Source organism: Gilvimarinus polysaccharolyticus (genome assembly GCF_001187555.1).
Taxonomy (GTDB): domain Bacteria; phylum Pseudomonadota; class Gammaproteobacteria; order Pseudomonadales; family Cellvibrionaceae; genus Gilvimarinus; species Gilvimarinus polysaccharolyticus.
This window is the reverse complement of sequence record NZ_LFIJ01000002.1, coordinates 424,789-449,483: the sequence shown is the minus strand read 5'-3', so window position 1 is coordinate 449,483 and position 24,695 is coordinate 424,789. Positions and strand designations below refer to the sequence as shown.

Annotated in this window: 17 protein-coding genes and 1 riboswitch; of the genes, 6 read left to right on the top strand and 11 right to left on the bottom strand. The window is 46.7% G+C overall.

Annotation, left to right across the window (positions count from 1 at the left end; genetic code table 11):
- Positions 1 to 3: 3 nt before the first annotated feature.
- On the bottom strand, positions 4 to 1,215 hold the full coding sequence (locus GILYN3_RS10500; protein ID WP_049722937.1) for a DUF4861 family protein: 1,212 nt from the start codon (positions 1,213 to 1,215) through the stop codon (positions 4 to 6).
- A gap of 131 nt (positions 1,216 to 1,346) precedes the next feature.
- Between GILYN3_RS10500 and GILYN3_RS10495 the strand changes: the two genes are divergently transcribed.
- From GILYN3_RS10495 to uxuA, 4 genes are all read left to right on the top strand, one after another.
- On the top strand, positions 1,347 to 2,630 hold the full coding sequence (locus tag GILYN3_RS10495) for a glycoside hydrolase family 88/105 protein (RefSeq protein WP_232305566.1): 1,284 nt from the start codon (positions 1,347 to 1,349) through the stop codon (positions 2,628 to 2,630).
- 9 nt (positions 2,631 to 2,639) lie between these two features.
- Positions 2,640 to 3,416, top strand: a complete 777-nt coding sequence (locus tag GILYN3_RS10490; protein WP_049722935.1) for an SDR family oxidoreductase — start codon at positions 2,640 to 2,642, stop codon at positions 3,414 to 3,416.
- Positions 3,417 to 3,464: 48 nt separating this feature from the next.
- Complete coding sequence (locus GILYN3_RS10485) at positions 3,465 to 5,879, top strand: glycoside hydrolase family 2 protein (RefSeq protein WP_084005354.1); 2,415 nt, start codon at positions 3,465 to 3,467, stop codon at positions 5,877 to 5,879.
- 145 nt (positions 5,880 to 6,024) lie between these two features.
- Complete coding sequence (uxuA, locus tag GILYN3_RS10480) at positions 6,025 to 7,206, top strand: mannonate dehydratase (protein ID WP_049722934.1); 1,182 nt, start codon at positions 6,025 to 6,027, stop codon at positions 7,204 to 7,206.
- A 108-nt stretch (positions 7,207 to 7,314) separates the two neighbouring features.
- Here the strand turns inward: uxuA and GILYN3_RS10475 are convergent, their stop codons facing one another.
- Positions 7,315 to 8,652, bottom strand: coding sequence for an alginate lyase family protein (locus GILYN3_RS10475; protein WP_049722933.1), 1,338 nt, complete (start codon positions 8,650 to 8,652; stop codon positions 7,315 to 7,317).
- Positions 8,653 to 9,066: 414 nt separating this feature from the next.
- On the opposite strand from GILYN3_RS10475, the gene GILYN3_RS10470 reads away from it, so the two are divergent.
- Positions 9,067 to 11,964 carry a TonB-dependent receptor gene (locus GILYN3_RS10470; RefSeq protein ID WP_049722932.1) on the top strand — a complete coding sequence of 966 codons (2,898 nt, stop codon included), beginning with the start codon at positions 9,067 to 9,069 and terminating at the stop codon, positions 11,962 to 11,964.
- 369 nt (positions 11,965 to 12,333) lie between these two features.
- Here GILYN3_RS10470 and GILYN3_RS10465 read toward each other — a convergent pair whose 3' ends face one another.
- The 9 genes from GILYN3_RS10465 to GILYN3_RS10425 all read right to left on the bottom strand — a co-directional run bounded on the left by GILYN3_RS10465 (position 12,334) and on the right by GILYN3_RS10425 (position 23,782).
- Positions 12,334 to 14,538: an alpha-glucuronidase family glycosyl hydrolase gene (locus tag GILYN3_RS10465; RefSeq protein WP_049722931.1), complete on the bottom strand. Its 2,205-nt coding sequence runs from the start codon at positions 14,536 to 14,538 to the stop codon at positions 12,334 to 12,336.
- A 138-nt stretch (positions 14,539 to 14,676) separates the two neighbouring features.
- A complete protein-coding gene (locus tag GILYN3_RS10460) occupies positions 14,677 to 15,441 on the bottom strand; it encodes a choline/ethanolamine kinase family protein (RefSeq protein WP_049722930.1) in 765 nt (254 codons plus the stop codon).
- A complete protein-coding gene (pnuC, locus tag GILYN3_RS10455) occupies positions 15,434 to 16,051 on the bottom strand; it encodes a nicotinamide riboside transporter PnuC (RefSeq protein WP_049722929.1) in 618 nt (205 codons plus the stop codon). Before pnuC ends, GILYN3_RS10460 begins: the two co-directional genes overlap by 8 nt.
- Positions 16,048 to 16,311: a hypothetical protein gene (locus GILYN3_RS10450; protein WP_049722928.1), complete on the bottom strand. Its 264-nt coding sequence runs from the start codon at positions 16,309 to 16,311 to the stop codon at positions 16,048 to 16,050. The genes pnuC and GILYN3_RS10450 overlap by 4 nt, the downstream gene beginning before the upstream one ends.
- Positions 16,312 to 16,379: 68 nt before the next feature.
- Positions 16,380 to 18,479 (bottom strand): TonB-dependent receptor, encoded by a 2,100-nt coding sequence (locus GILYN3_RS10445; RefSeq protein WP_049722927.1) that lies wholly within the window; start codon positions 18,477 to 18,479, stop codon positions 16,380 to 16,382.
- A 110-nt stretch (positions 18,480 to 18,589) separates the two neighbouring features.
- A riboswitch (TPP riboswitch) is annotated at positions 18,590 to 18,701 on the bottom strand.
- Between the two features lie 228 nt (positions 18,702 to 18,929).
- Complete coding sequence (locus GILYN3_RS10440; protein WP_049722926.1) at positions 18,930 to 21,779, bottom strand: glycosyl hydrolase family 8; 2,850 nt, start codon at positions 21,777 to 21,779, stop codon at positions 18,930 to 18,932.
- A gap of 429 nt (positions 21,780 to 22,208) precedes the next feature.
- Positions 22,209 to 22,913 (bottom strand): cytochrome c biogenesis CcdA family protein, encoded by a 705-nt coding sequence (locus GILYN3_RS10435; protein WP_049722925.1) that lies wholly within the window; start codon positions 22,911 to 22,913, stop codon positions 22,209 to 22,211.
- A gap of 2 nt (positions 22,914 to 22,915) precedes the next feature.
- Positions 22,916 to 23,317 (bottom strand): thioredoxin family protein, encoded by a 402-nt coding sequence (locus tag GILYN3_RS10430; RefSeq protein ID WP_049722924.1) that lies wholly within the window; start codon positions 23,315 to 23,317, stop codon positions 22,916 to 22,918.
- A gap of 207 nt (positions 23,318 to 23,524) precedes the next feature.
- A complete protein-coding gene (locus tag GILYN3_RS10425; protein ID WP_049723916.1) occupies positions 23,525 to 23,782 on the bottom strand; it encodes a hypothetical protein in 258 nt (85 codons plus the stop codon).
- Positions 23,783 to 24,230: 448 nt separating this feature from the next.
- Here GILYN3_RS10425 and GILYN3_RS10420 point away from each other — a divergent pair, with 448 nt between their 5' ends.
- Positions 24,231 to 24,581, top strand: coding sequence for a HopJ type III effector protein (locus tag GILYN3_RS10420; RefSeq protein WP_049723915.1), 351 nt, complete (start codon positions 24,231 to 24,233; stop codon positions 24,579 to 24,581).
- Positions 24,582 to 24,695: the final 114 nt, after the last annotated feature.

The following is a 24,695-nucleotide window of genomic DNA, read 5'->3' as shown; positions in this document are numbered from 1 at the left end:
TGTTTATAGTTTGTGGGACGTTAATGTAAAAGGATGGTTTAGCTGATCGATTTCGCTGCGTAATAGGGCCTTAAATTCAGCAGCAGATTTTGGGCCATTGGGGTGGGCTGACCAATAGGCGGCAAAATAATAGTGGGTTCCTTGAGGCTGATTATTGAGTACCACAAGCTCGTTGGCAGAATCGGTTTTAAACGAGTCAAAAGCCTTGAGCGGAAAGAAGATCGCCATCCCCAGGTCGTCGTCATTGAGACTTTGATTGCCGTAGGTGGCGAGATACCCCCATTTACCATGATCAGGAGCGTAGGTGAGTACTTGCACGTCGTGTTTAACGATACCAGTGGCAAGCTGCGATAAAGAATTAGCTGCAACCTCGACCCGGGTTAGTGGGGAGTTGGCACGGATGCTATAGCGGGTGCTTAAATCTAAAGTGTCGCCGCCTACAGGCCAGCCGTTATGCTTGACGGTGATGCTGGACTGTAAAGCGCCATCTTTAATGCTGGCGGACATACCTTGGGTGGGAGCGGGTTTAACGAGTTGATTGTCGACCCAGGCAGCAACGGCGCCGAGCCCTAGAGATGGCCCCACTTTTAACACGTCCATTCCCCAGTCAGAAAGGCTGTGATAGTCCCCGCCGTCAAGGCCTGTGGCTGCGAGCGACAAGCCGTTTTTTATTTTGCCAAAAATATCGACAGCGCCGCGCTGATCAAAGTAAAACCGGTAGGCAATGTGTTCTGACTCCCAACCAAACCCTTCGTATTTGAAAAGTTTGTTACCGATACTATGGCTGGCAGGTAATTGCATTGCCTTTACGGGGTAATATTTTCCGCCGCTGTAAAGACCTTTTTCGTCAGATTTCCCACCTATTCGTACCGCTAGCTCGGCGTAGGTTTGCTTGGGGTAAATGATTTTTGGGGCGCCTTCTATTAAACGATGTACCGTAATATCGCGATGGCTGTTAGCGGCAAGTTCAAGTGCTACGAGCAGTTCTGTAGCGGTGGTTTGGCTTGGCACTTCGGCCCCGTTGCTGGTGACAAGGAGGTCACCTTTGCCTTGTGTCTCACTATTTAAAGGGATAGCTAAAACTTGTTGTAGCGGTTGGTTGAGGGGGTTGCTGACAGTGTAATGTGAGGCGTTTTCGGTTATCGCAGAGGCAAAGCTGTACGAGTGTATGAGTGCTGCCAAAACGGCTATTGATGTGGGTAAGAGTCGTTTCATTCGCCTTGTCTCCAATGATTTATAGTTAGGCCATAGACTTTAGTGTCAGAGGAATATACTATAGGATTATTGGTATTACCACATTACCAGTTGCTGAATTGATCGTATTAAGCGGTTAGTCGGTGGTGGCTATGAGCACAAATAAAATGACTCTGGAGGTCATAATGATACGCAAAACTCTACCTGCTTTATTGTTAGGCGCTTTGTCTTACGGGTGCGCGACCGCTGAGGTGGACCAGAGCCAAGGGTTGAGCTGGCCCGAGCTTATTGAGTACCAAAAGCCAGGCACGGCCGAGCTGAACTTGAGCGCTAAATTTAGTGTTCAAGACGTGCGGCAGGTAGCCAACCAAGTGGCCGATTGGCAGTTGGATCAATACGATATTCGCTCAAATAAAATGCGTAAAGAAGGCCGTGCCAGCGGTTTGCCCCAAGGGTGGATGTACGCTCCGTTGCACTCAGGCTTGCTAGCTTGGGGGAAGGTTTCTGATCAGCTCGGTTATGAGCAGGCCGTACGTAATATCGCCGCAGTTAACCAGTGGCGCTTGGGGCCTCGTCGTTATCACGCCGATGATCACGCTATCGGTCAGGTTTATCTTGATATGTATGAAAAATATCAAGACCCAGTGATGAAGCAAAACGTCGAAATGGTATTCGATTGGGTGTTAGACCACCCTAGTGATCGCAGTTTAGATTTTGAACATCCAGAAAAAGAAGTTATCAATGGAGCTAACCGTACCTATACCGATCCGTGGTGTACGCAGCGCTGGTGTTGGGCTGATGCAATTTATATGGCGCCACCGGTGTGGGCACAGCTGTCAAAAATTACTGGAGATGCCAAGTATTTAGAGTTTATGAATCGCGAGTTTTGGCTAACTACCGATTATTTATACAGCGAAGAAGATCATTTATTTTTACGTGATAGCCGTTACTTTAAGCGTAAAGCTGAGAACGGTAAGCCGGTTTATTGGGGGCGCGGAAACGGCTGGGTGTTGGCTGGTATTGCACGCACACTACCATATATACCAAAAGACTTTAGTGATCGCGAAAGGTACGTGAATCTTTTTAAGCGGGTGAGTAAGAGTTTGTTACAGGCGCAAAAAGCAGATGGTAGTTGGCCTGCATCTTTATTGGAGGCTAGCGATGGGCAAAATCCAGAGTCGAGTGCTACGGGTTTGATTGTCTTTTCATTGGCGTGGGGTATAAACAATGGCGTATTGCCTGCTGAGCAGTATCGTTCGGCGGTAGAGCGTGGCTGGCAATCATTGGTTAGCACCGTGCAGCCCAGTGGAAAGTTAGGGTATGTACAGCAGGTTGGCTATGCCCCCGAAAGCGCCACAGCAGATGACACTCAGTTATACGGTACCGGTGCATTGCTATTGGCTGCCGCCGAAGTTTACCAGCTGTTAAATCAATAGGGGGATAAGATGAGTCAGTCAGTTATTTCACAGTTGTTTTCGGTGGAGAACAAGGTTGCTGTAGTAACCGGTGCCAGTCGCGGCTTAGGTCAGGCGATGGCGTTGGGGTTGGCGCAAGCGGGAGCAAAAGTTGTGGCTTTAGGTTCGCGTCCAGAGAGCCTTGATAAGACCTGTAAACTATTTTCCAAGCATGATTTATTTATCCGTCCGTTAGCTTGTGATCAGCGTTCAGCTGATTCTATTCGAGAAACGGTTGCGGAGGTGTTGGAAGAGTTTGGCAGGATTGATATCTTAATCAATAACGCGGGAACTATTGCTCGCGCTCCTGCTCATGAGTTCTCAGACGACGATTGGAATGATGTGATCGAAACTAATCTTAACGGAGTGTTTCGGATGTGTCGTGAAGTTGGTCGTTCTATGCTTAAAAACCAGTCCGGAAAAATTATTAATATCGCCTCATTATTGAGTTTCTCCGGTGGTATTACAGTTCCTGCTTATGCTGCAAGTAAAGGTGGCGTGGCCCAGTTGACTAAAGCGCTGGCCAACGAGTGGGCTAAAGATAACATTCAAGTGAATGCTATTGCCCCTGGTTACTTTGAAACTGACAATACTGAAAATTTGCGTAAAGACCCAGGAAGGCTTGCGGGAATCAGTGCTCGAATACCAACAGAGCGTTGGGGTATCCCAGAAGATTTAGTCGGGACAGCCATTTATTTAAGCAGCAAGGCCTCTGATTATGTCAATGGGCATGTGTTACTGGTAGACGGCGGCTGGATGGCTCGCTGATAAGGTGAGCTTGGCTACTTTTATTCAATCTAACATCGTGTATCGCTTATGAAATTATTAAACATCTTAAAATATATTGCTCTTGTGTGGGTTACCTTCACATTTAGTTCATCTGTGCAGGCTAGTGTTGCCAAGACGCTTTTTAATAACAATTGGCAGTACTCTGAGGTTGGTATTGATGAGCCAAGCAGCAGAGCATCGGATTGGATTGAGATAACGTTGCCGCATACTTGGAACGCTACGGATACAGTGGATCAGATGCCAGGGTATCGTCGCGGTGTCAGTTGGTACAAAAAAACCTTTAAGGTTAGCAATGCAGACCGTTACTTACTGCACTTTGAAGGATCCAATATGGAAACTGAGGTCTATTTAAATGGAACCTTAGTTGGTTCGCATACCGGCGGTTATATTGGCTTTGATGTGGAGTTGAGTGATGCGATAAAAGTATCGGGTAACAATGAGCTTTTAGTTAGAGTCTCTAATGCCTATAACCCGGATCTTATACCCTCGCAAAAATCCGATTTTTTTATTCACGGGGGGATTACTCGTGATGTGTGGTTGTTAAGTAAAAACAAAACATTAATTGAACGTTTTGAAGCCCGCTCACCTAAGGTGGCACAAGGAGATTACTCTACAGAACTGACAGTTTTTTTTGATAGTAAGGTTAAAACAGTAGGGCGATTAAAGGCGACTATTACTTCTCCGACAGGTGAAACGGTTGCTTCAATTGAGCAGCCAGTAAGCATTGCTAAAGGGGAGACGCAACAAAAATTTCTGCTGGATAGTTTCTCGGATGCTTTGCTTTGGTCACCAAGCACACCCAATCTTTACTCAATAGGTATAGAGCTGTTAGGCAGTAATGAGGGGCGCGTTCTGGATACGGCTGAATCGCAGTTTGGTTATCGTTGGTTTGAGCAGCTGCCAGGTAAAGGTTTCTTTGTTAATGGTGAGCGTTTGTTACTGCGTGGCACGCACCGTCACGAGGAACTAGCTGGTGTTGGTGCCGCCATGAGTAATGAACAGCATCGCAACGATATGCAGTTGATAAAAACCATGGGTGCTAACTTTGTACGCTTAGGTCATTATCCGCAAGATCCAGAGGTGTACCGTGCAGCTAACGAGTTAGGTCTGATCGTTTGGGATGAATTGCCGTGGTGCCGTGGCGGCAAAGGTGGTCAGGCGTGGGAGAAAAATACCGAAGCATTACTAAAAGAGCAATTGGCGCAAAATTTCAATCATCCTAGCATTGCGTTTTGGTCGTTAGGCAACGAAATTTATTGGGAAGCTGATTTTCCTGGTGGTGGTCGCGATGAAATTTTAGTGCCTTATCTTGCCAAGCTTAACGATATGGTAAAAGCGGTTGACAATTCACGCTTAACCAGCATTCGTAAATACTACCCTGGTGCCGAGATAGTGGATTCGTTTTCGCCATCAATTTGGGCGGGTTGGTATGGGGGCGCTTACGGTCAATATGAAACGGCCATGCGTGCGGCCAGTAAAAAATACCCTAACATGATTCATATGGAATATGGCGGTTCAAGTCATGTTGGTCGGCATACTGAAACTCCAATTGATGCACAGGGGTTACGTGATGCGCAAGTGTCTGTCGAGGAGGCTGTTAATCAGACCGTAGTAAAAAGTGTAGCTAAGTCGTCAGATTGGAATGAAAACTACATGGTGGATCTATTTGATTGGCACCTAAATGTTAGTGAATCATTGCCGGGTTTAAGTGGTACCGCACAATGGGCTGTACGCGATTTTGGCACGCCGCTGCGTCCAGAAAACCCCATTCCTTATGTTAACCAAAAAGGTTTGTTTGATCGTAATGGCAAACCTAAAGATACCTATTACGTATTTGCTAGTTATTGGGCCAAAGATCCGGTGTGCTATATCGAGTCACATACTTGGACGCATCGCTATGGCCCTAAAGAGGGCCGTACGGTGGATGTATTTTGTAATACTGAGTCGGCTGAGCTGTTTTTAAATGGGAAATCGTTGGGTGAAAAGCCTCGTAAGCAGGGCGAGTTTCCCGCATCAGGTTTGGTTTGGCAGGTTCCTTTTAATGAGGGTGGTAACACGCTTCGTGTTGTCGGCCGTAACGCTACTAAACAGGTGGCAACGGATGAAGTTGAGCTGACTTACTACATCGGTGAGCCGGGAAAATTTGACCGTTTACATGTGACTCAGCGCGCTACAGAGCACGGAACAGTGTTGGTAGAGGTAGAGGCTGTTGATGATAAAAACCGCCGCTTAACCGATTACTCGGACCGCATTTATTTCTCTGTATTGGGTTCAAATGATGCTTTGGTAGACCGCTTTGGTAGTCCAGGTCGCAGCAGTGTTATCGAGGCTGCCAATGGTTATGCGTCTATCGAAGTGCTCCCTAAAGCCGGGCATGATCTGGTGGTAGAGGTGAAAACTCAAAATGTTAAAGGTGTATTTGTTGCTGTTAGCGGGGAGTAAATCTGTTGTTAAACAGTGTCGAGTAGTATGAATTTTCGGTAAATACGTGTAGGTGGTCGCCATCTGGCTACCATCGTGGTAGGATGGTAAGGCCAATTTGGCGCAAATACTAATACCATCGCAAAATTTAGTTAGGAATGTACAGATGCAAGAGTCTTGGAGATGGTTTGGCCCAAGTGATTCGATATCGCTGGAAAAAATTAAGCAGGCGGGGGCAACTCATATTGTCACTTCTATGCATGATATTCCCACAGGTGATATTTGGCCTGAGACAGAAGTAATAGCGCGCAACGAGAAAATTAAAGCTTCGGGTTTATGTTGGAATGTGGTCGAGAGTATTCCTCTGCACAATGACATTAAGACGCGCAGTGGCAACTACTTAGAATTGATTGAGAATTATAAAGAATCGATTCGGAGTGTTGGTAAAGCAGGTATACCGGCGGTTTGTTACAACTTTATGCCGGTGGTTGACTGGACCCGCACTAATTTAAGTTATCGCATGCCCAACAGTAGTCAGGCGTTGAGGTTTGAGCTTACCGATTTTGCAGCTTACGACGTTTATATGCTGAAGCGTCAAGGTGCAGAATTGGATTACACTCAAGCAGTACTGGAGAAAGCCAAGTCACGTTTTAGTGAGATGGGTGAGCAAGAACAGCTATTACTTGAAAAAAATATTATTGCGGGACTGCCTGGTGGTGAAGGTTCTTATACTCGTGAGTCAATTAAAGTGGCGATTGAGCAATTTATTGCTTTGGGGACCGAAGGTCTGCGTCATAACTTAATAGAGTTTTTGAAAGCGGTAGTGCCAGTGGCGGAGCAGAGCGGTGTTAAGTTGTGTATTCACCCTGATGATCCGCCGTTTTCTTTGTTTGGTTTGCCTCGGGTGGTTTCGACCGCCGAAGATGTCCGTAAAATATTAACCGCGGTTGATAGCGCTGCAAATGGCATAACTTTGTGCGCCGGTTCTTATGGTGCACGATGCGATAACGATTTAGTGGCGATGGCGGAAGAGTTTGGCCCACGTATTTATTTTGTGCATTTGCGTAATGTTAAGCGTGAGGAAGACGGATCGTTTTATGAGTCCGATCATCTAGACGGTGACAACGATATGGTGGGGCTTATTAATGCTCTGCTAAAAGAAGAGCGTCGTCGTAAACAAGCCGGCGAGAGCTTGGTTTCGATTCCTATGCGTCCTGACCATGGCCACCTGATGGCTGATGAGGAAAAATCCGAAGGTGTTAAACCGGGTTATTCGTATATGGGTCGCTTACGTGGGTTGGCAGAGTTGCGTGGTGTTATTCACGCATTAAAGCACCTTAATACTTAGTATTAATACGATTTTACTAAATAAAAACCCCAGTAGGTTAAGCCTTCTGGGGTTTTTATTTAGCAGTTTATTAGGTCTAAACTTCTACATGTTACCAATAAGATTAATTTATAATTGACATAAACCATCATTTCTTTCGGTTTTATTGTTAAGGTTTGATAAAGTAAAAGATGGTTTAATGTCTTCTGAAATATCCACAGGAAAAGCTAGTAAGCAATCGTATTCATTGTGCTTTAGCATTAAAGTTTTAGCGTAATCGGTAAAGCGTTTGTCATAAATTTGACCTGCTAGTAAATTTACTCTAATCAAAGATTCTCGACTAACTGAGTTAGGTGTGTGATCGCTGATGTTTAACAGTTTATTTTGTTGTTGGTTTATATAATCTAGGGCTTTGACAATAAGATGTGTTTGGTTATCCTCTTCAGAACCTATAACTAATTTAAGTTTTCCTATGTCGGAAGCAATGACCGCCAATCCCCAGAATGCTTCAAGATTAAAAACACTGTAATGATAAGGCCGAGTTCGATTCAACTCGTGTGGTTGTTTTCCTGAGGGATTTATTTGGTTTTTTATGCGTCGTTTATAGAGTTTATTTATAGTCTCATTTAAGTTTTTTTGATCGTTTACAAAACGGGAAAAATAGGCGATTTGATAATCGTAAAAACTGGCATGATTGTTGTGAGTAAGTGATTCATCAATACCGTTAGGACTGTTTATCAGCCACTCTAGGTAGTCTGATATCCAAAGTGATAATGGCGCAGATACATATTTTTTGTAATTTTTAGAGCTTTTTAATAGTTGATGCGCATTGAGCACATTGATCAGTAAGCGAGACTCAATAATTCCAATTCCTCGACCATCGGTGATCCCCGGTATCGCCTGAGCATAGCGAAAATTTGGGTTCATTCCGGTATCTTTATCAAAAAGGAAGACCTGAAACAGAAGTTGTGCGTATTTTGCATAGGATTCATTATTGGTATATGCATAAGCTTGAGCTAATGTGCTTACACTCGAGACAAAACTTCGTAATTCAGTAGAGTCGCTATCTCGGCCTCGTACTTCGCGATTAATAACTCCATCTCTTCTTATCCAAGGTAAACCGTTTTCTGTTGTTGGGTTAGGCCACCAATAGGGTCCGGTACTGGTGTAATCTTGTAAGTCATTACTTGGAGGAGTGGAGTTATTAAAAGTGACGCTAAATGTTTCGTTTGTTTCAAGTAACCTGTCAGCCCGAGTGATAATAATCTTCAAGATGTCAGATCGAGTAGAGTCTTGTGGGTTAAAAAAATCTTGTGCTTGCCGTTGCCATTGATAGATGGAATCTGGTTGTTTATTAGAGTCTGGTTTCGTATTGGCTTTACTGTGACATCCAAAAATTATGGATGATAGCGTCAAGAAAACACCAGCTTTATAAATTAATGGTACTAAATTTATTTTATTTTTCACGGTTACTCTCCGCACAAGCGTTTTTGTAATTGATATTGGTATAGAGGTAAAGTTTTAGTCATTTTTGTAGCCAGCATAAGAGGGGGCGGGCAAATCACGATTTAAATTTTCAATAGTCTTTGCGGTACTTGATAGCGAGAGCATTATTAAAAGACAGCCAATAATCCTGTGGGCTTTAGGGTAAGTTATTGATTTATAAGTTTTATTGTTAGAGCTTTGGGGCGTCATGTGGTTGTACCTCTACTGTCTACCGATGAGTTTTTTGGGGTAATCTACGTTCAACTGGTAATACCACTTTACCATTTGCTTGGGTTGATTCATACTCTAACTAACGCTATTGGCAGGCCCAAGAGCTTGCATGGCGCTTCAGGTCGGTAACGACTTACAATAAAACGAATAAGAGTAGGAGAAAGTATGAGCTCTCTGTGTAAGCCACAATGTATAAATAAACGCGCGAGCTTCGCCCGCAAGCTTCTAGCTGTCACTATCGCATCAAGTTTTTTTCCGTCGTCTTTTGCTTTAGCGCAAGATGATGAGATGGATTTGCTAGAGGAAGTCGTGGTCATTGGTGTTATTCGCGAGACCATGCGTAACTCTATTGAAATTAAGCGTGATGCTGAAACGATCGTTGACGTTATTTCAGCATCTGAAATGGGCGCGTTGCCCGATTTGTCGGTTGCTGAAACCTTAGAGCGTATCGTTGGTGTGACTGGCGACCGTTTTAAAGGTAACTCTAGTGAAATATCGGTACGTGGTTTAGGGCCATTTTTGGGTTACTCTACTTATAATGGTCGTGAGATTTCATCTGGTAGTGGTAATCGCTCGGTTGCTTTTTCGCAATTTCCCTCTGAGTTGGTTAACGGTGCAACAGTCTATAAATCACAATCAGCTGATTTAGTAGAAGGCGGCGTTGCGGGCCTGATTAACCTACAAAGTATTCGCCCTATTGATTTTGGTGATCGCCGCTTCCAGGCAGAATTAAAAGGCAACTACAATGATTACGATGCAAAACTAAATGGTGATGACGGTATCGGTTATCGTGGCTCGGTATCCTATACCGATGTGTTTGATACTGAGGTAGGCACCATCGGTGTTGCTGTTGGTTACGCCGGTCACGATTCTTCAACACCGGAAGAGAGCTACAATACCAGCTCTTCACTGCGCAACTGTAACTCCGATCGATTTTTAGATGGCGGTAGCAATTGTTCGTGGAGTGATGACAATGCTGCAGCCAACGGCGGTGCCGCAGCGGATGGCGATTATTATTTTATACCTAATGCGTTTTATTTTAGACAAATGGAGTCTGAAGAGAGTCGCGATGCAGTGATGGCCACTGTTCAATGGCAGCCTAACGAAGATTGGAATATTACTGCAGATGCACAGTGGTCTGATCGTTTTTATTACGAAGATCGTCACGATTTATATTTTGATGATGGACGTCGTCGGATCAGCAACTGGGAAACTAATGAAGATCACGCATTAACCAAATACACCGGTGAATCCCGTATTAGTAGTTACGGTGAATACCGCGAGCGTGATGAAGAGTACCAAGGTGCAGGGTTAAACATAGAGTGGAACGCAACCGATAAGTTGCTATTAAGTGCTGACTTTTCTTACTCAGACACCACTCGTTATCAAGAAACATGGCAAACTCGCTTCCGTTCCGATCGTCTATGGTATGACTTTACTAATGAAGGTAATAGCGATTACCCATCGGTTACCATTTATGAAGATCCAGACGATGTTACCGGCACAACTATTAATAATAGTTTGTTGAATGATTATAGTTTCTATGATGCTGATCAGCGTGCCCGTTATGGCGAACAAGAAATTAATGACTCTATTAGCGCAGTTGCAATCGGTGCGTTTTACGAGCTGGATGGTAAAGTCTTCACTTCGTTAGAAGGTGGTATTCGTGTTTCGTCACACGAGCATAATAACTATGGCGAAGATCGTATCGAGTATACGAAATCTGACTTTGCTGACATTTCAACAATAGAACAAAACTGTGCTATCGAGTATCCACAGGACGGTTATGGTGAGGATGCGAACAGCAGCTTTAATCGGTGGGCTACTTACGATACTTTGTGCGCATCGGAGTTAATGTGGGGGACAGAGGATTGGGCGCTTTCACCTACCGATCCTAGTGCTGGTGATATCAACTTAACTGAAGATATCGTCTCTATTTTCGCTAAGGTTAATTTTTCAACGCAACTAGGTAGTGTTGATGTTAATGGTAATTTTGGTGTGCGTGTTGTAGAAACCAATGTTGAGTCGATTGGTTATCGCCAAAATTATACGATTATTGAAAATGATGCTGGAACTCCTGGTGATTTAACTGATGATAGTTACACCTTCAAGGAATTGTCCGATACGCTTACAGAGCAAGTCTTTGAAAATAGTTATGTCAATGTATTGCCAAGCTTAAACTTAAACATTGGCTTGACTGAGACTGTTCAGTTGCGGGCGGCAGCTTACATGGCTATTTCTCGCCCCGATATGTGGTGGATGGGTGCTGGTCGGGATTTAGAGTTGGGTGATGGTGAAGAAGAGTTCGCTAGCCTACAAGATGCTATAGATAACGGCAATGCGACTGCGTTGGGTAATCCCAATATGGAAGCAATTGAATCCATGAACTATGACTTGTCGTTGGGCTGGTACCCGCGTGAAGACACTATGATATCTGTCGCTTTGTACTATAAGGATTTTGAGGCAGGCCTAGAGGTTGCTGATGCCGCTGGTGTACAAGAATCGTTTAATATTAATGGTGAATTAATTAATATGAACGTCAATGGTTTGATTCAAAATACCTCTGAGTCGTCTAGCATTAATGGTATTGAGCTTAGCTTGCAGCACGGCTTTACCAACTTGCCGGCGCCCTTTGATGGTTTAGGTGTGATGGGTGGTATTAATATCGCCGATACCGATTTTGAATACGCCGAAAGTGGCTCTGATATGACCGACGATGTTGTTATTGCGCCCTCTGACTTACCGGGGTTTTCTAAAGAAAGCTATAACGCTGAGGTATATTGGGAGAATTACGGTTTCACGACTCGTCTTTCTTATAAGTATCGCTCTGATTACTTGAAGCCTTTTGGCAGCAGCTTTGGTCAAACAAATCGTTTTGTTGATGATACTAGCTCTGTAGACCTTTCTCTGGCTTATAGCTTGACCAAGAATCTTCAGGTTAAATTCCAAGCGCTTAACTTAACTAATGAGCCTTATGTGGAATACCGTGTAGCAGAAGATGCATTTAACCGTATCGAATATAGTGGCACTAAGTTCTTTTTGGGATTACGCTATAAAATGTAAGAGGACTTAACGGCTAATGGTGATTGTTTTGTGCGATCATCACTGGGTTTAAGGATTAATCAGTAAAACTTAAAAACCGGATGACTATCTAGTCATCCGGTTTTTTTGTCTGAAATATAGGCTGCGTATTGGTGTCGTCGGGCCAGCCAAGGTTAACGCGCCAATCGAAAAGATGACGGTTTCGTCGGCTAGGAAGTGGTATTCACCGGTAGCGATAGTAAAACCACTGCTGGATTTGGTTTGGTATGCAAAATTAGTCACTAGACTATCGAGCAGGCGCTGAGGTGCGGCTAAAAATGTGGTTGGCGGGGGGGATTAAAGCGCGGTGAAAAGATACCACCGCGCTGTTGTACTTTTGGATTTAACTGATCAGTGTCCCGATGGTATTGGATACCAAGGATCGGGGACGTAACGTACGCTTTCTTGGGCTTTATAGTACTGCAATGGGTGAGCTGGCGCGGGTGAGCCTTTCGGTAGGGCTAAACCGTTTATGCTGGAAAAATAACTAATACAGGCGTCGCGCCAGTAAATTGCATCGCGTAACTGCACCTGCAATTGTGCTGTTATTTGAGCAAAACGTTCGGGGTCGATATGGTTTTCTAGGCTTTGCCATTGCGATTGCATCTGCCGTACTTGTGCAATACCTGTGTCGTATTTATGTACTAGCTCATGCCACAAGCTGCGGCCGGAGTTCATTGGCTGGCTCCAAGGCAAGTGATGAAACCACAACATTAAATTCTCGGGTGTTGTCTCGGGCTTGGCAAATTGTTTAGCCCAGTGTGGATAATATTGCTCGATTGCGCTGGAGCCGCTAGCGGTGCGATCGTAACCGATGCCATCTTTATCGGCTTGATGATAATAGTAGGCGGTCCAGTCGGGGCGGCCCGATGTGTCGTGCCAGGGGGCGGGGCCGTAGTGGTGACCTTGAGCGTACAGGTGCGTTAGCCCTAAAGGCATGCGGTAGTTAACACCGGCTTCGCGACTGATGGCCATAATATCCGCGATCGGTGAGCGGACTGAGTCGGCGTTACTAAAGGTCATGCGAGTCCACTCATCGGCAATTGCTACCGAACTTAACTCGACGTCCCACGCTAATCGGCCAAAGGCATACCAGCTCGATTGAACAAAGGTGTGGCCGGTCCAGTTGCGATCGGTACCAGGGTTTATCACAGCAGCCATGCCGGTGTGTTTATAATCGAATACTTTGCCCGCTAAAATTTTACCAATGGTGCTGCCGGCACCTTGGGCGTAGGTATCAGTGTCGAGCGCCTCTTCAAACAATGGCCCTTGATAGGCCAAATGATTCGAGAAACCAAAATATTCTTGCGAGACTTGTAGCTCTAGCGCGATATTGGTTTTTTGCAGTGCGCCAAATAATGGCGAGAAAGGTTCGCGGGGCTGAAAGTCGATGGGACCGTTTTTGATTTGCACAATCACGTTGTCACGAAACTTACCGTCTAGTGGTTTAAATTCATCGTAAGCTTCGCGAAATCGGTCGCCTTGCTCTGGCGCGTAGACGAATGCGCGCCAAAATACTAAACCGTTATAAGGGGCGAGGGCGTCGGCCAGCATATTGGCCCCCTCGGCGTGGTTGCGGCCAAAGTCTTGTGGGCCGGGTTGGCCTTCAGAATTGGCTTTAACTAAAAAGCCGCCAAAGTCGGGGATGTATTGATAGACTTTTTTAACCCGCTCGCGCCACCATTTTTGTACCTTAGGGTCTAGCGGATCAGCGCTGTCAAAATCGTCCAATAACATCGGCGAGTTAAATTTAACCGACAAATAAAGCTTGATACCGTAGGGGCGAAACACCTCAGCCAAGGCGGCGGCTTTTTCTAAGAACGGTTCGGTTAAAATGCGTGCGTCGGCGTTGACGTTATTAATAACGGTGCCATTAATACCCAGCGAGGCATTAATACGGGCGTAATCGACATAGCGCGGATTGTTTTTATATTCGGGTAAATTGCCCCATTCCCATAGTGATAATCCGGCGTAACCGCGCTCGACAATTCGGTTAAGGTTGTCCCAGTGGTTGACGACGCGGTGCTCGACCGAGGGCGCTGAGTGCAGCGCTACGTTAGAGATGTCCGTGTTGGTTTGCAGCAGGCGCAACAAATGAAACGCGCCATATAAAACACCTGTATCGTTATTGGCAGCAATGATGGTGGCCTGGTGCCCAGCAACGTTGGCGCGGGTGATGATAAAACCCTCGGGGCCCACCGCGGTTAGGGCATCATTGAGTTTTAATTGGGCAATAGCCGCCGAGCTTGCTGGGGTGCCAATAATTAAATTGCCGGCCCCGTTAGGGCTTGGATGATTGGGTATCTGTTTGCTTAATAAACCGCTTAAGCCACGAGTTAATTCGGCTTGAGCAATGCTTAAGGTCGGCGATTGATCATTAACGACTAATTGTTGCAATTGGTTACGGTATTGCTGTTTGAGTTGGTCGTTGCTAATGGCGTCGTAGCGTAACCACATACGGTAGCCGTCTTCGGCGTGGGTGTTAAAGCACAGCAACGTAAGCATCACGCTGGCCAGCAGTGCCACATATTTTGGGGCTCGAGTCAGTTGTCGCATATTGCACAGGTCCTATTAGATGGCGTTATGGTCATTTTTACCATAATAGCACTTGTACTGCGCAGGGTTTAGTCTGCGGGCGAATTTGGCTGTAAGCGGTTTTAAGAGGGGTAACACATGAGGGAGTGTAGATTAATTTTATGCCGTAGTGGTAGACCGCGGCAGTGTTAAAACACGCTCCCATAAGAGGTTAGTCCAATGGGCCAGCTCGGCAATAAAAGGCTCCTGTACCAAGCTTGGATCAATAGACCATAAATCGATCTCGGGGTGGCCCAATGCGGCGTATTCCCAGTCAATAAGGTATAGGTGCTCGCCGGTATCGAGGATGTTCTCGGGAATTAAATCATGATGAGTGAGCTGCCTTGGCCAAGGCTGTTGATCAAATTGGCGTAAACGGGGCTCAAATTCGGCCCACAGTTGAGTTAACGTGTGGTCGGTGATTTTGGCTGTATGCAGCTGCTGCCAATAATGTGACAAGTAAGCGTGATAAGAGCGTGTGACAGTGGCAGGCTTAAGCTCGCGCACTTGTTGTAGCAACGCAAATAACCGTTGCCGTTGCTGTGGTTGGGCAAGCTCGGCGTGGCTCCAAACTCGCGCTTGTAGGTAGGGCAGCAGAGAAAAACGCTGCGCCGGGTCTTGATACAGCGGCGCGGGGGCGATGCCGGCGTTGGCGGCACACATCAAAATTTTCGCCTCGGCGCCGCGGTCGATTCCCAGTGCGTTGCTGTGACGATTATTAAGCCGCAGTATTATTGGCTCGGGAATACCCGGCAGTTCGATTTGAATACTGCGGTTGGTACGCCCGCCAAGGATTGGGCCAATTATTTTAGGTGGTGCACTAATCGCCAGTGGCCATTCGCGCCAGTTATCTAGTATCGGCTGTAGTTCGGCAATATTAGACACGGGCTAAGTCGGTGAGGTAATCGCGCCGCCAACTGATAAAACCAAACACAGAAATAATTAAATAAGACACCAGCAGCGCTGCAGTTAAATACAACCCGCGATCAATAAACAAAAAGATCGATGTGCTGTTGATAACCATCCAATAAGCCCAGTTCTCTAGCACTTTGCGGGCCACCATAAAGGTGGTGATCACACTGGCCCAAGTGGTAAAGGAGTCGACATAAGGCCAGGCGGCTCCGGTGTGTTGGTGCAGCAAGCTACCCGAGGTAACGGTTAATACCGCAATGGCGATAATTGCCAGTGCGTGTTTTTTTATCTTCCAGCGCTGCACGGGTAGCACCGTGTTACGGGTGCCACCATGATGCCAATGCCACCAACCATAAACGGCCATCAGCATGTAGTAACCGTTAAGGGCCGATTCCATTAACAGTTGTACATCCCAAAACAATAGCGTGTAAATGGCGGTGCTGGCCAGTGCGCAATACCAGCATAAGCTGTTTTGGCGCACCGCCAGCAATAAATAAGCAATTGCCAAAATTACCGCAGCAATCTCCCAGCCTGACATAGCTTGCCAGGCGTTGTTTATTTGCTGGGTAACGCCGTCACTCATTCGTCGTGCTCGGGTAGAGCGGTAAAGCCCGGTAAGAACTTGGCAACAAATACCGCTTTTCCGTGCTGCTCTATGCTGTGCTTAAAGCCATCGCGCAATATATTCATTACCCGGTCGTAATCGCCGGTAACGATGGTACATGTGGCGACGGTTTGTAGGCGTATGCCTTGTTGTTGATTGAGCCAAGCGATAAACCCCTCGATGGGCGGTAAATAATCGCCATTAAAGGGGTACATGCTCAATTCGACGGATAACTGCATAAAGGTTCTCTGCTTCTCGTTTAGGTTTGTTTGCACAGTAGCACTGCAAGGTTCTGGCGTTAGTTTACCTAAAATCGGTAGCTGGCGGTGGCAGCCACCATACGTGGTTCACCAAACTGATAGTAAGGTTTAGTGGTGTAACCGTCTCGGGGGTCGTTACCAAAGCTGCCAAACCCGCGTGTTTGCGTGTCTTCATCGGTGAGGTTACGGCCGTATAGGGCAAATTCCCACTGCGCTGTTTGGTAACCGATACGGGCGTTTAGCAACTCGTAAGAGTCTGCCTGCGCCTCGTGACGGCTAGAGAAGTAAAAGCCGTCTTTACCTTCTATCTCGATTCGGGCGTACCAATTGTCGCTAAAGTTAAACACCGCACCGGTGGTGAATTGGTAGCGTGGTGCGTGGGGTAAGTCGTGGCCATCTAGATTATAAGGTGCGCCTTCAGTGGCTTCGGCGTGGGCGAAGCTTGCAAAGTTTTTAAATTCGCTGCGCAGCAGGCCTAGGCTGGCAAACAAGCTCAACATTTCATGGGCTTGCCAGTTTATCTCGGCCTCTAAGCCGTAGGTAATACCCGCAGTGGCGTTGGTGGTGTAATCAATAAAGCTGCAGGGACAAATCTCGCCCTCGTCGGGTTGCACCAGTGATTGCTTGGTCTGCAAATCGTCTCGGTCTTGATAAAACAGTGCAATTTGGCTTTGCAGGCGACCATCGCTGCTGGTGGTTTTAAGGCCAGTTTCGTAGTTCCATAAAAACTCTGGATCGTACACACGGTCTTGCGCTGGAATATCGCTGTTGCTGTTAAATCCGCCGGCTTTGTAACCGCGCGAGGCCAGTGCGTAAATTAAGGTGACATCGCTCGGGCGATACTCTAGCGCCACTTTGCCGCCCAGCATATCGTCGCTGGGGTTGTAGCTGACGCCATCACTGTCGCGGTAGCTGGCTTCGCGTTGTTCGACACGTAGCCCGGTGATTAATTGCAGCGCTTGGCTTAGGGGAATTTCTAGCTGGCCGTAAAGTGCGCTGTTGTCGCTGTTAAAATCGCTTAAAAAGTCCTCGTCTAGATAGGTGTACTCGCGGTGCAGGTCTTCGGCTTGGTCGCGGTAATATGCACCGGCAACCCAGCCTAATTCACCGGGGGTATGATCGGAGACTAAACGCACATCTAAGGTGGTGTTGTTAATGTCGCGTTGGTAGTTATCAAACGAGGTAAAGCCATCGTAGATACAGGTAAAGTCGACACAGATATCGGTATAGGCCCAGTCTTCATCGTAACCGTACTCGGTGTCTGAGTTGGCGTTGCTGGCTTGGATTACCGCATGAAAAGCATCGCTTACTTGCCAGTTAGCTTTAACGGCAAAGGCGGCGGTCTCTTGGCGATCGTGGCCGGGCTGATCCGATAGTGTAGTGCGGGTGTTGTCTAGCGAGAAACCGTCGTAGCCGTTATCGATATTGACGTACAGGCCGGTAACGTCGAGAGCGAGTGAGTCGCTTACTTGCCAAGCGAGTTTGCCGCGCAGGGTTTGTTCATCAATGTTGGCGTTGTCGTCTATGTTTAGGTAGGCGTTATCTTGGTAGCCATCGCTGGTGTGTTGTTCAAGCGCAACGCGGAATCCGACATTGTGACTAATCGGGCCGCTGATGACACCGCTGGCCGTACGGGTGTTGTACTCGCCTACAGTGGCCGAGACATTACCGCTAAGCTCTTGGCTCGGGCTGCCCGAGGCCATATTGATGAGTCCTGCCAGTGCGTTGGCACCATATAGGGTGCCTTGTGGGCCGCGCAAAATTTCGACTTGTTGAATGTCTAAGGTGGTGGCAGCTGCGCCGATGCCGGTGAGGTCGATACCGTCAATTAATAAGCCCACTGATGGGTTTACAGGCTCAATAAATTGGCTGCGTTCGCCGATGCCGCGGATCTGAAAAAAGCGCCCGCGCGATGCACCGGTCGAAAAGTTAACATTGGGGGCTATGTTTAAAATATCGGCTAAATGCTCGGCGCCGCGTGCGGCGATGGTATCAGCAGCAATAACACTGGCGCTGGTCGATAAATCTTGTAGCGGTGCGGCGCGAAAGTCGGCGCTGACTAAGATTTCTTCGATAGTGTCTTCAGTCGCGTGGGTGTGCGCGGCAATGGCGAGGCTTAAAGTGCTGAGTGCGATGGTTTTTTTCATGTAGAGTCTCCGGTAGTGTTAAGGAGACCCGGTCTGCTTAAAGTAGCGTTGTAATTGGGGCACGTTGTTGGTGCTTGGCAGCCAAGAGTTTTGGCGGTGGGCTTGTTATTACTGTGCGAATAGTCCAATCCCTACGCCGGCATTAACCGGATCAGGTTCAACGGGTCCGCACTGTGTGCGTCTCAGGCATTGGGTTAAACCCTGCCACCCCGAGGATATAAAGTCAGTACTGCTTGTGCGCCGGCATCTTATACCATATTGCTTTAGCTCTCCAGTGATCGGCGGGATATTTCAAATCGCTCAGACCTTCGTCGCTGTTAAGCGCTAAATGTGATGATTAATGTATGTTAGTAACTAAGAGTGCGACTGAAAGCGTGCGAGGAACCTATCAATGCCGCTATGGGCATTGATAGGTTTTTACTGTGGTACGTTTAATGTTGCTAGAAAGGCTTACTGGGTGCCACACGCGGCTGGAATAAACTTAATCCAGTTTACATTAAAGTTGCCACTTAAGATGTTGAGCTCAATTGGAGTCTCTGCTTGCAGGGCAATATTGTTCAGCGTTAATGTCTCCCAGTTTTGCCAGCCACTGGTAGAGTCAATGCTTAGTGCAGGGCTAATATCTTGTCCTTCTGAGCGCAGTGTCAGCATTCCGCCGCCCGGTTGTGATGCCACACGCAGCGCTACGTTATAACTACCTGATGGTAGGCTGCTGTTATAACGCAGCCATTCGCCTGATGCTGTCCAACCAAGGTTATAACCGCCGCCGATGTCAGAGGTGACTTGCAGGTCAACATCATCAAAGCGGTAGCTGTTGCCGGAGTTGCCAGAGGTTGTATCGTAAAAAGCCGTATAGTCCTCGGCCTCAAGGGTCACGGCTTCACAGCTAGGGTTATTGTCAGAGGGGTCCGTTGCAGATCCATTACGCAGCTCAAATTTATCAAGCAAGGTATCGTTTTGCCCAACGTCTGTCTCTAAAATAAACACCAATTCAGTTGCGGTGGAGGCCAGGTTAAATGCAATGACTTTTTCACTAACACTTGTGCCAGTAAAATCGGTTGCACCTAATTTTTGCCCGTTTGCGTACAATGCAATACCGGCAGCGCTAGAGTTACTAGACGCGCCGAATATGCTTATTTGATAAGAGCCCGCAGACATTGGCGGCACGCTTACCGTAACTGATTCACCATTGCCGTAGAGTTTAGCTCCCGCAAGTGGCGAGCTAATGGGGGTTCTATAGCTGGGTGAAATGGTGCCCAGCTCAAATTCAAATACGCCAACAGGTGTGCCGTCGTTGCCGCCCGGTGTGGTGTTGGGCTCGTTGACGGTAATTGAGACGGTGGCTGATGCCGATAGGCTTCCATCAGAGATGGTATAACTAAAAGTATCCTGTCCAGAAAACCCATTGGCTGGTTGGTAAGTGAAACGGCTGCCCGATTGTGAAACTTGTCCGTTACTGGCTTGAGTGACGCTAACAATTGATAGCGTATCACCATCGGCATCAGAATCATTTTGCAACGCGTTAATCTCGATAGCCGTTTCAAAACCTGTTGTCACAGTATCGTTTTGGGCAATAGGCGCTTGGTTAGTCGGACAGCTATTGGTTTGTTCGCAAGAAGGAGGCGGTGTAAATTCACACTCCCCTGCAGGACAAATCACATGATACTTACCGCTTACGGCAAGCATGCCAAGCATATACAGTGAACCATCGTAATAGCGCCACTTACCACTGGGCACCTCGGTGTTCCACAAAGCTTGCACAAATTTCCAGGCCCGAGCATCGTCGGCCGCTAAGCTTGCTACCGCATTCATGGCAACTAACCCAGTTGAGTGGTCGGCATTATTTTCATAAGGCGTACCGTCTAACTCGTATAGGCTGGAATAAGCGTCCACGCCTTCACCTTCAAAGAAAGCTTGTAGTCGGTTGGCCCAAGTGGTTTGCCAAGGATCGTTTTGCCACCAAGAAAAATCCATCGCAGCATTGCCAATGGTACGCCATGCATCGTACTGAAAAGTGTCTTTCCAGTGCTGAAAGTCGCCATGAGGCGAGCCATCAAAATATGCGTAATCTGGAGACAAGCCGGTAACTGGGTGCGCAGTATCTTTAAAAAATTCTCGACTTTTTACTGCTAGATCTGCCCAAAATTGATTGTTGTTATCGGCCCAGCGTGCCCATAGCTCGTAAAATGCGGGCAGGTGATAAGAAGGATCTGTCCAGTTGCGATCAGAGGGGGTTGCTGGTGAGAAGACGACTTGCATCTCATCGTGATTGAATAAACTAAAAGTTTCTAGCTCTCCTTGATTGTTGTAACGTGTCTGGCCGTTACTGTAAAGATCATCAAGAATACTGTTAGCTTGGGCGTTGTAGTCGTAAATACCGCTGCCATCACCCCAAAGATGAGAGGCAAAAAATAAGGCGGTAACAAAATATTCTTCGCCATCGGGTGCCGGGTTCTTATCGAGTACATTGCCGCTGGTACTGACTTGCCAGGCGAAATAACCTTTCATGTCGCCCGATTTGTTCAGCGAGTAAGTGTGAGCCCACTTCCATAAACGATCAAAGTCGTCTTTTCTTCCCATTTGTACGGCCATCATCATGCCGTAAGACATCCCTTCACTGCGAACATCGTTGTTACCGACGTCCCAGATGTAAGCCATATCTGAACCTACGGGAACAAACAGCGCTTCGTTCTGTTGGTCTGGGCTGTGAAATAATTGATCGTAAGCCGATTGGATTTTGCTGTCGATCTCTGCGTTGCTGTAGCCCAGTTCTGCAAAAAGATTACGGTATACACCAGATTCGTAAGACCCAGTAGAAGGCAGTACAGGTGCTGGCGGCGGCTCTGGAATATCGCCTATACGATGCAGCTCAAACCAGTCGAGCAGTGTGTCGTTGGCACCGGTATCGGATTCCAGCACCAAACGTATTTGCTCGACGGAGCTATTGTTGTCCAGCTCAAACTCGAGTGATTGTACCGACGGTGTTTGCCCTGAAAAACTTAACTGGCCGAGGCGGCGAGTATCTAAATAAGCGCTAATGCCCGCGCTATTTGAAGCGCTGCTAGCGCCGCGAACATCCAATCTAAAAGTGCCGGGTGCGGTATTTACAATGGCCTCCGCACTTGCCCCATCTCCATTGGCGTAAGTCGCAATGCCAAGAAATGGCTGGTCAATAATGTTGGTATAACCCGGCAGTAGAGCCGTATTTTCGAGTTCTGTGTGTTGCAGTATTTCGGCGTGAGCCGAATGTGTTACAGCGCTAAGCAAGCTTACCGTTAATAGTTTTTGAATGTGTCTCATCGGTGTTCTCCCAATTATTTTTATCGTGGAGTTGCGATACATCTCCTTTGATGCGGAATAGTCTTTGCGTTTCCTTACATTCGCGCTGGCTACCCTACACCCCTTATGGTCAATCTGACAACAATTAATTTGTGTTATTTAGCCAAGACGTGAAAAATAGCAAAATGTAACCGAAATCATTTTTTAAAAAATGATTTCGATGTCCATCATTGGAAATTTTTAATAGTATTTTTAATAAGATTAGGGGCGCTAATACACACTTGCGTCATCTAAAAAGGCAGGAGACTTTAGGAAGTTTTAAATTTAGCACTTAAAAAATTTGGAGTTTTAACACAACGTTTAGAAGTTTTTTAAGATAAAAACCGGCGTGAAGAGCAAGCTCAGTCACGCCGGTTTAAGAGTAAAAAATTAGGCAGTTTTTGTTGTAGGTTACAAGCTTGTGGCCCAATCTGGCAGCCAGCTTACGGCCCAAGTTTCTAATAATTTATCGAGCCCAGTCAGTGTTAATAGCGCCAATAAAATTAGCATATAACCCAAAATAACTTTGCCACGACTGGCATTGCTGGTGAGTTTGCCCGAGAACCGGCTGAGTAACTTACCCGAAAACAAACCCACTGCCAGTAACGCCAGCGCGGTACCCAAGCCAAAAGCGAGCATGATGATAAAAGCTGTACCCATTTGCTGGCCGAATGATGCCAGCGCGATAGCCGCGCCAAGGGTTGGGCCAACACAGGGTAACCACACCATGCCCAGTAAAAAGCCCACACCAAACTGGCCGCCCCAAGCGTTTTCGGTTGTGCTGTTAAAACGACTGGTGAGTAGTGATAGGCGCAAACTTATCCAATCGCCCAACGGTTTAATGACGAGTATAAGGCCCACTAGCAACAGCAAAGTGGCGGCGATATAACGAAACAGCTCGGGGTCGAGCCCGGCACTGACCAATACAAAGGTGAGTAGTGTACCGGCAACGGCAAACGATAGGCTCAAACCCGCCGCCAAGGCGTAGGGCCCGTAGCGGCTTTCACCTGCAGCTGACCCCATAACGATAGGCACCAGTGGCCAAACACAGGGTGAGAGTACGCTGAGAATACCGGCTAAAAAAGCCAGCGGCAGTGCGGTTAACTCCAACGTCATACTTATTGCCCTAGTAGCTCGTCAATGGCAGCAAAGATTTTGTCTTCGCGAGTTTCGGCTACGCTAAACCATACTTGCTCGGTACCATCAAACAACAATAAGGTTGATTGGCGCGGGGCTTTAAAGTGTTTTACCCACTCTTTTTGGTCATCAAAATCCACTTCTAGAATGACTAACTTAGAATCGGGGTTTGCGCTTTGATAGGTTTCTAGCACCTTGCGTTGTTTGGCGCAGGTAGGACACCAAGTGGCATAAACATCCACTAAGATTGGGGCGCCTTCTGCTTGCAGTGCTTCAAAGCGCTCTTTGGTGAAAGATTCTGCCTCTAAGGCGTCGGCTGACAATGTGATGCTAAATAGCACAAGAAGGGCAGTGATAGGAGCGAAAAAGCGCGAAAATTTCATACTAAACCTCATAGGGATTAAACCGTTATCGGCGAAATGGTATTTAACAGACTCTTAAACGCCAACAATGTTACAGAAGTTTGCCATTGGTGTTTGAGATGGCTGGCAGGTTTTTTTCGAAACAGGTGTGTCGCAGGTAATATAGGCATAAAAAAGCCGCCGGTAGTAACGGCGGCTTTGGGATCTACTGCTTGAAATCTACAGCGATTAATCTATGTCGTCGAGAGTAAGAATTAGATCGTATTTCTTTACATTGATATTCTCGATGGTGTAGGTGTCACCGTCTTCATCTTCAGCTTGCACATCAAATTTGGGGTTGGAATAACCCTTTAAGCTGACAGTCACTGTCTCGCCATTGAATACATCAACATCCAACACATCCTCTTCCCATTCCACACTGCCAACACTACTGACGTAAAGATGGTAAATATCGTTGCCGGTGTTGTTGGTTACTTTAACGTACATGTTTTCGGCGTAGGCAGAGAGCGGCCCCAAGCATAATAAGATCCAGAAAATCGCAAGTTTCTTTATAAATAGAAATTCCAAAAAGTAATGATTGATGGCGCCGCTTTCAACGGATTGTGTAATATAAGCCAGTGCTTAGGCTAGGGCGACAAAAGTTTAAGATGGCGTCCAAGGCCCGCATAGTCGCAGCCTTGGCCGGGCCGCAAGTTTGCTCTATGGGCATTGTGGTGTCCGAGCGTTATAATAGAGCGCCGTTTTTGTTTGATTTGACGGTGCAATTAGCGTGTTTTGTCTAGCCGCCATGAGTAAAAAGTTTTAAATAAGTCGCCATCTTTTACCGAGTGTTGGTCGCCATAGCGCATATATCTTATGTTGATCCCGCCTTTGCGTTATAACTACCGCATCACTGTGGGTGATGCACACCAAACGTAACCACGAAGACTACATTATGACTCCTGAAATTCTTGTAGAAAAATTATCCAGTGAACCGCTTAATGTCGAGTTCGCCGAAGTTATGCAGATAATCGATGTTTTTTACCAATATCAACCCACTGCTTTTAGCAATGGTGAATTACACAATGCCGCTGGTAGCAATGAAGGCTCGTGCAAGATTTTTGCCTTTGCCAAATTGCATGGATTAACTGAGGCGCAAACCTTAGCCTGCTTTGGTACTTACTATCGCGATGATGTGTTGGCGCACCCTGAGGGAGTCGATCACGGAAATATCCGCAATTTTATTCAACACGGTTGGGACGGTATTGAATTTCACGGTGAGCCGTTAACACTCAAAGCGGGCTAACAGTGAGTAATCTGCTGGCAGCTCGCGTGCGTACTACTGAGATAGACACCGGAACATTCGGGCCGGGTAATCTAATCAGAGGTGAGGTTTGCAGAGAGTGTATGTATGCATTGG